Consider the following 5,834-nt stretch of genomic DNA (forward strand, 5'->3'; position numbering starts at 1 on the left):
TGGTTTTCACAGAGCCTGTTCGGAACGGGTTTTAAACTCAGCGCTGCGGGCAGGGTCTACCTTGCTTGCAGGCAAATCGTCATTTCCATTCTCTAGACTGCGCCAGCCTCCGATCGGATGGTGCTTTTTGACTTCTTTATAGGGGACTTCGATGTCCGTACGACGCACACGCAAAGACGATGGCAGCCAATGGACAGTTGCGGACAGCCGCAGTGTTTACGGGATTCGCCATTGGGGGGCCGGGTATTTCGCGATCAACGACGCCGGTCGCGTCGAAGTCCGTCCGAATGGCCCCGACAGCTCGCCCATCGATTTGTACGAGCAAGTCGACCAGTTGCGCCAGAGCGGCCTCTCGCTGCCGTTGCTGGTGCGCTTCCCCGACATCCTGCAGGACCGGGTGCGTCAGCTCACCGGCGCGTTCGACAGCAACATCGCGCGCCTGGAATACCAGAGCCAGTACACCGCGCTTTACCCGATCAAGGTGAACCAGCAGGAAGCGGTGATCGAGAACATCATCGCGACCCAGAACGTCTCCATCGGCCTTGAGGCTGGCTCCAAGCCCGAGCTGCTGGCAGTGCTGGCCCTGGCGCCGAAGGGCGGGACCATCGTCTGCAACGGCTACAAGGACCGTGAGTTCATCCGCCTCGCGCTGATGGGGCAGAAGCTCGGCCATAACGTCTTCATCGTCATCGAAAAAGAATCCGAAGTCGGCCTGGTGATCGAAGAAGCCGCGTCGCTCAAGGTCAAGCCACAGGTGGGCCTGCGGGTGCGCCTGTCGTCCCTGGCGTCGAGCAAGTGGGCCGATACCGGAGGCGAGAAATCCAAGTTCGGCTTGTCGGCCGCGCAATTGCTCTCGGTGGTTGAGCGCTTCCGCGACGCCGGCCTGGACCAGGGTATTCGCCTGCTGCATTTCCACATGGGTTCGCAGATCGCCAACCTGGCGGACTACCAACATGGCTTCAAGGAAGCGATCCGTTACTACGGCGAGCTGCGCAACCTTGGCCTGCCGGTGGATCACATCGACGTCGGCGGCGGCCTGGGCGTGGACTACGACGGTACGCACTCGCGCAACGCCAGCTCCATCAACTACGACATGGACGATTACGCCGGTGTCGTGGTGGGCATGCTCAAGGAGTTCTGCGATGCCCAGAGCCTGCCGCATCCGCACATCTTCTCCGAAAGCGGCCGCTCGTTGACCGCCCACCACGCCATGCTGGTGGTGCAGGTGACCGACGTCGAGAAACATCACGATGACGTGCCGGTGATCGAAAACAAGGAAAGCCTGCCGGAAACCGTGCAATGGCTGGTGGACCTGTTGGGGCCGACTGACATCGAGATGGTCACCGAGACCTACTGGCGCGCCACCCACTACATGAGCGACGTGGCTGCGCAGTACGCCGACGGCAAGCTCACCCTGGCGGAAAAAGCACTGGCCGAGCAATGCTATTTCGCCGTGTGCCGTCGCCTGCACAATTCGCTGAAGGCCCGCCAGCGTTCGCACCGTCAAGTGCTGGACGAACTCAACGATAAGCTGGCCGACAAGTACATCTGCAACTTCTCGGTGTTCCAGAGCCTGCCGGATACTTGGGCCATCGGCCAGGTATTGCCGATCCTGCCGCTGCATCGCCTGGACGAAGAGCCGTTGCGCCGTGCCGTGCTGCAAGACCTGACCTGCGACTCCGACGGCAAGATCAAGCAGTACGTCGACGAACAGAGCATCGAGACCAGCTTGCCGGTCCACTCGCTCAATCCGGGTGAAGACTATCTGCTGGGTATTTTCCTGGTGGGCGCCTACCAGGAAATTCTCGGCGACATGCACAACCTGTTCGGCGACACCGACTCGGTGAACATCTACCAGAACGCCGACGGTAGCGTGTATCACGCCGGTATCGAAACCCATGACACCATCGAAGACATGCTGCGCTATGTGCACCTGTCGCCGGAGGAGTTGATGACGCATTACCGCGACAAGTGCGCCAGCGCTCGTATCACCGCCGCCGAGCGCACGCAATTCCTGGATGCACTGCGCCTGGGGCTGACGCGTTCGTCCTATCTGTCTTCCTGACAAGGGCATGTAGCGGGGTTGCGTTACTGAGTGGCGAGGGGGTGCAAGCTCCCTCGCCACCGTGCTTTGTACCGCAGGATTTTTTGCTCGGTCATCTACGTATTTTGATGTGTTTGACCGGGCGGCTTCCTAATTTCATGTAGTCCCTTTCCTAAATAGTCCTTGAGCCCTCTACTCGGCCAAAGCTCTCAGCGAGAATGCCCGGTCGCCCCTCCTGTAGAGAACCGCCGATGTCCGATCCAGCCCGCGAACGACCCTTTCGTCTGGAGATAGCTGGTCTGCCCGAACCCTTCGTAGTCGTTGCCTTCACCGGCAGTGAAGCCATCAGCGAGCCCTACGTTTTTGAGGCGCAGGTGCTGATCAGCGACCCGACACTGGACTTGGCCGGCCTGTTGTACCGCAGCGTCTGGTTGAGTTTTGGCGCTGCGGGTCGGGGCATCCACGGGCAACTCCATGAGCTCGTGCAAGACCGCCATGGCGTCGGTTGCCATGTGCGTATCGGGCCGAAGCTGGCATGCCTCGCGCAGCGCTTCAGCCAGCGCGTATTCAACGCGCGCTCGGTGCCGCAAATCATCCGCCAGGTGCTCAAGGAACACGGCATCAGTGGCCGCGACATTTGCCTGGACCTGAGCAGCGATTATGCCGCGCAGGATTTCTGTACCCAGTACCGTGAATCCGATCTGCAGTTTCTCCAACGGGTGTGCGCCCAGGCGGGCGTCCATTTTTATTTCGAGCCAGGCCGGGACAGACACGGCGTGGTGTTCGCCGATACCGTGGGCAGCGTTTCTGCGACTCACAAGGCCGTTTACAGCAGTCAGGGGCAGGCGGCGACCGTGCAGGCGTTCAGGGTGGACATCGACGTTTCGAGAAGACAAGTCGCTCGCGGCCAAAGTGACCTGATGCACTTGCACGGCGGTCGAACCCTGTCATTGGTGGCCCATCCCTACGAAGACTGGAACCAGCGCTGGCTATTGATCCAGGTTGAACATCGCGGACAGGGCGATGCGTACAGCAACCATTTTCGAGCGATCCCTCGGGGGTTGCCGTTCGTGGCGGATAGCGTCCCTGAAAAACCTGTGATGGTGAGTCGGCAACGTGGATGGGTGGTGGATGTGGCTGAGTCGGCGGGACAAGTGGCCGGGCGGGTGGCGGTGCAATTCGACTGGGTCTATCAGGGCGAAGGGGCCAGCCCCAGTCATTGCTGGTTGCCCTTGGCGCCGGAGCTGGCGGCGAGTGCAGTGGAGGGCATCCGCGAGGGCACCGAAGTGTTGGTCAGCTTCATCGAGGGGGATCCGGATCGTCCCTTGATCAGCGCATTTCTTGGCCCTACCGCCAAGGCGGCGACTTCGCGCGACTCCCTTTCAAGCGCAACGTTGAAGGACACACCTATGCCTCAAGGTGTCGATTCGCCGTTACTGTCTGCGATTCAAGAGGGTGAGCCGCTGATCCTGCTCTGCCTGCTGCCCGGTGGGGGGCGATTCAGCCCTTGCGCCCAGTCGATATGCACCTGCCGCATGGTCACGGGCGCGGCGCAATGAATGTTGCTGTCATGCCCGGCTCCGCGCCTCAATGGCTATTGCTCGATGTGCCGCAGGCTCCCGACGCCGCGCAGCGCCTGCGGGCGCAATTTTCGACAGCCCGGCACTTTGCCCTGTTCGAAGGCACGGAATTTCATGAACTGCGAGCCCACGGTCCGCTGTTGGTGGACCTGCGGCGATCGCCCGCCCTGGCCAGCCTCTGTCATCTGGATGCGCGGTCCTGGCCGGGTTTGCTGTTGGTCACCGCCACGCCCGCCGAGCATCTGCTGGCGCATCTTCGAAGGATGTTGACGGTGACGCTGGGCCTGCACCACAAAGCCTTGTTGAGTTACTACAACCCCTACACCGCCAGTTATTTCTTCGATGGTTGCGACCCCCGCGAACTCAGCTGCTGGCTGGGGCCGATCAACCAGTTGCGCTGGTTCGGCGGCACCTGGGCTGATCGGTCGATGGGGGGCCAGGGCTGGCAACAACTCTTCAATCCAGAGCTTGCGGTGCCCGCGTTGGAAAATGAACAGGGCCTCAGCGCCAGGCAGCAGGGCAAGTTGCAGGCCTGTCTGCTGGAGCGCCACGTCTGGCGATGGTCGCGCTCCACCGGGCGCGACTATTGGTTGCTCTGGGGGTATTTGCAGCAGGGCTTGGCCCTTGGCTTCAGCGAACAGGTTGTACTCGACGGCTGGCTATGGTTGCGCTTGCAGTACCCTGATGCCCAGCCAGTGTCGAGCCTGGCAGGTAGGTCGCAGCGCGAACGTCTCGATCATCTGCGACGGCTATGGCAGGGCAAGCATCGCTGAACGTCATGTGCTGCGGGGTTCGAGCCAGCCGTCACTGCGTTGCAAACGCCAGGCGACAGTACCCAGGGTCAGGCTGCGCAATGACATGAACAGCAGGAAGGTGATCCACAAGCCGTGATTGCCCAAGCCTTGCAAAACCCAGGCGAACGGCAGCGTGAGCAACAACGTCAGGAGCATGCCGTTGCGCATCTCCCGAGCGCGGGTGGCGCCGATGAACAGGCCGTCGAGCAAATAGCTCCAGACCGCAATCAGCGGCAGGGCCGCCAGGTAAGGCAGGTAACGGTAGGCGGTGTCGCGCACGTCGGTGATGTTGGTTTGCAGGTCGATGAACAGGTGGCCGGCGAGCAGGAACAGCAGGGCAAACCCCACACTGGCGATCAAGGACCAGCCGCAAGCGACCACCAACGAGCGGCGCAAGGCCAGGCGATCGCGGGCGCCGATAGCGTGGCCGCACAGCGCTTCGACGGCATGGGCCAGGCCGTCCAGTGCATGGGCGGTCAGCAGCAGGCCGTTCAGCAACAAGGCGTTGGCCGCCACGGTTGCGTCCCCCAGGCGCGCGCCCTGCACCGTGATCAGGAAAAAAACGGATTGCAGCACCAGGCTGCGAATGAAAATGTCCCGGTTAACCGCCAGCAGCGGCTGCCAGCTTTTCCACAAGCCCAAGGCTGCCCAGGCTATCCGTCCTGGCCAGGCGCGCAGCGTGTTGCGCGCCAGGGCCAGGCCGACCAGCGCACCGGTCCACTCGGCAATCACCGAAGCCCGGGCCGAACCGACCACGCCCCAGTCCAGGCCAATCACGAACCAGAGGTTCAGGGCGATGTTCACCAGGTTCGTCACCAACAGGATCGCCAGCGGCGCCCGGGCGTTCTGGGCGCCGAGGAACCATCCGACCAGTGCGTAGCTGGCCAGGGCCGCAGGCAAACCGAAGAGGCGGGTGTGGAAGAAGTCCCGGGTCAGTTGATTGAGTTCGGCCGACGGCTGCATGAAATGCAGCGCCACATCGCTCAAGGGCACCCCGACAGCCCCGAGCATCACCGCCAGCCCCATCGCCAGCAGCAATCCTTGCAGCAAGACCTGCCGCAACGCCGCGCCGTCACCACGCCCGGCGGCCTGGGCGGCGAACCCGGTGGAGCCCATGCGCAAGAACCCCATGGCCCATGCCAGCACCGTATACAAACTCGCGCCGACCGCCACCGCGCCCAGTTGATGGGCATGGGGCAGGTGGCCGATGACGGTGCTGTCGACCAGCGCCACCAACGGCACGGAGATATTGGAGAGAATCATCGGTGCGGCGAGCGCCCAGACCCGGCGATGGGTCTGGCGGTCGCGCCAGTCGGCGATCAGGTTGGACATGCGGGCTCCTTGATGGAGCGCGATTGTAACGGGTTATTGTTTGATCGTTCCCTGCGGAACTTGGATTCATTTTGGCAAGGGAGC

General features: G+C 62.3%; 4 protein-coding genes. 3 read left to right on the top strand and 1 reads right to left on the bottom strand.

Going from position 1 to position 5,834, the window contains the following annotated elements:
* The first annotated feature begins 151 nt into the window (after window positions 1-151).
* The 3 genes from speA to OC610_RS19840 all read left to right on the top strand — a co-directional run bounded on the left by speA (window position 152) and on the right by OC610_RS19840 (window position 4,397).
* Window positions 152-2,065 carry an arginine decarboxylase gene (gene speA, locus OC610_RS19830; protein WP_030138035.1) on the top strand — a complete coding sequence of 638 codons (1,914 nt, stop codon included), beginning with the start codon at window positions 152-154 and terminating at the stop codon, window positions 2,063-2,065.
* A gap of 230 nt (window positions 2,066-2,295) precedes the next feature.
* Entirely contained in the window at window positions 2,296-3,603 is a 1,308-nt protein-coding gene (locus tag OC610_RS19835) for a type VI secretion system Vgr family protein (protein WP_264430088.1), read from the top strand.
* Window positions 3,600-4,397: a DUF4123 domain-containing protein gene (locus OC610_RS19840; protein ID WP_264430089.1), complete on the top strand. Its 798-nt coding sequence runs from the start codon at window positions 3,600-3,602 to the stop codon at window positions 4,395-4,397. The genes OC610_RS19835 and OC610_RS19840 overlap by 4 nt, the downstream gene beginning before the upstream one ends.
* Window positions 4,398-4,400: 3 nt before the next feature.
* Here the strand turns inward: OC610_RS19840 and OC610_RS19845 are convergent, their stop codons facing one another.
* The gene (locus tag OC610_RS19845) at window positions 4,401-5,750 is read right to left on the bottom strand and encodes an MATE family efflux transporter (protein ID WP_264430090.1); all 1,350 of its coding nucleotides are present in this window, start codon (window positions 5,748-5,750) and stop codon (window positions 4,401-4,403) included.
* Window positions 5,751-5,834 lie beyond the last annotated feature (84 nt).

Source organism: Pseudomonas agronomica (assembly GCF_025917275.1).
Taxonomy (GTDB): domain Bacteria; phylum Pseudomonadota; class Gammaproteobacteria; order Pseudomonadales; family Pseudomonadaceae; genus Aquipseudomonas; species Aquipseudomonas agronomica.